General features: G+C 41.2%; 2 protein-coding genes. Both read right to left on the reverse strand.

Features of this window, described 5'->3' with window-relative positions:
- Positions 1–1,107: PAS domain S-box protein (locus AC3AYF_RS20915; RefSeq protein WP_487780392.1), on the reverse strand; the 1,107-nt coding region annotated here is incomplete at its 3' end.
- A gap of 81 nt (positions 1,108–1,188) precedes the next feature.
- Positions 1,189–1,456 (reverse strand): diguanylate cyclase domain-containing protein (locus AC3AYF_RS20920; protein WP_487780393.1); only part of this gene is annotated, 268 nt, incomplete at its 5' end.

Consider the following 1,456-nt stretch of genomic DNA (forward strand, 5'->3'; position numbering starts at 1 on the left):
CACTGCCACCGGTGCTAGCGTCATATTAAGCCAGACATCGCTGTTATTGGGCTTACGAAACCGTTTTTGTATTTTTCGTGGTGCAATCACACCAGCGTTCATCGCTACCTGAATACCCGGCTCATCACCTCCATTGCCAGCAAGTGGCATATCCATCCAATCAAGATTAGTAATATCCTCCCTACTTCTACCCGAGATATCAGCAAACTGTTGATTTACATCCTGCACTTCTCCAGAAAGTGAATCAACTAATGCAATCCCTAATGGTGAGTGCTCAAACATAGTTTTGAAGGATTTTAAATCTTGTTCTGATTGTTTCTGCGCCGTGAAGTCAAACCTTATCGCTAAGAACTTAGTCAGTTTTCCAGTATGCGTATCGAAAAAAGGTACGATGGTGGTACTTACCCAAAACAACTTACCGGCTTTAGATTTGTTACAGATATCTCCCTGCCAGACATTGCCATTTGAAATAGTCTGCCAAATCTTTTTGAACACATCTCGCGAATGCGTTGTGGGATGTAACAAGCGGTGATTTTGACCTAACAACTCTTGTTCACTGTAACCTGATAGTTGGCAAAACCTATCGTTGACGTGGGTAATATCCCCTCTTACATCCATCTCAACCACAATCGCTGATTCATTAATCGCTGTTTTCAGTTGACGATAGCGATCGCTTTCAATCATCACCCGATCTAGATATATATCTCTATCTTCGATTAGTTCAAGGTTATCATCTGTCAACTGTTTAATACGGGCCATCGCCCTAATCTTGGCTTGAACAACTTCACTCACTATCGGAGTAGTGAGATAGTCATCCGCCCCAGCTTCTATGCCTTTAACAACATCCTCTGGTTTGTTGGCCGAACTAATCACAATGATCGGGATCCAATGGTTTTTATCCAGCTTTCGGATCATTTTTATTGCCTGCAAGCCATCCATAACAGGCATATTAATATCCATAAGGATGAGGTGAGGTTGGTGGAGATCAAAGGCTTCAACTGCTTGTTGGCCATTATCAGCAAGAATGATTTGATGGCCCATTTCTTTAACAAGCTCAGCTAATAAAGCTTGATTTGATTTCAAATCATCGACAATTAACACTAACATAGACACTCCCTGCTATTTAGCAACACTCAATGAACTGCACATCTTTACCAACTTTGTAACTAGACTATAGGTTTATTAACCTTATATTTCAATCGGATATAATACATATGAAGATTTTCCTGTTTGTTTCGCCTGATACATGGCTCTATCCGCATGCTGAATCAAGTCATCTACCATACTATTATCTAGTGGGTAGATAGTCACCCCGATGCTTGCTGTCACACTCACTTCATTGCTACCTAGCAAGATAGGTTGTTCAATTTCAACTAATACCCTTGCGAGTAACTCTTGGTAATCATCGGCATGTTTCAAGTCCCCTAACAGCAATACAAATTCATCGCCACCCACG

The sequence above is a fragment of the Salinicola sp. genome, from assembly GCF_982684285.1.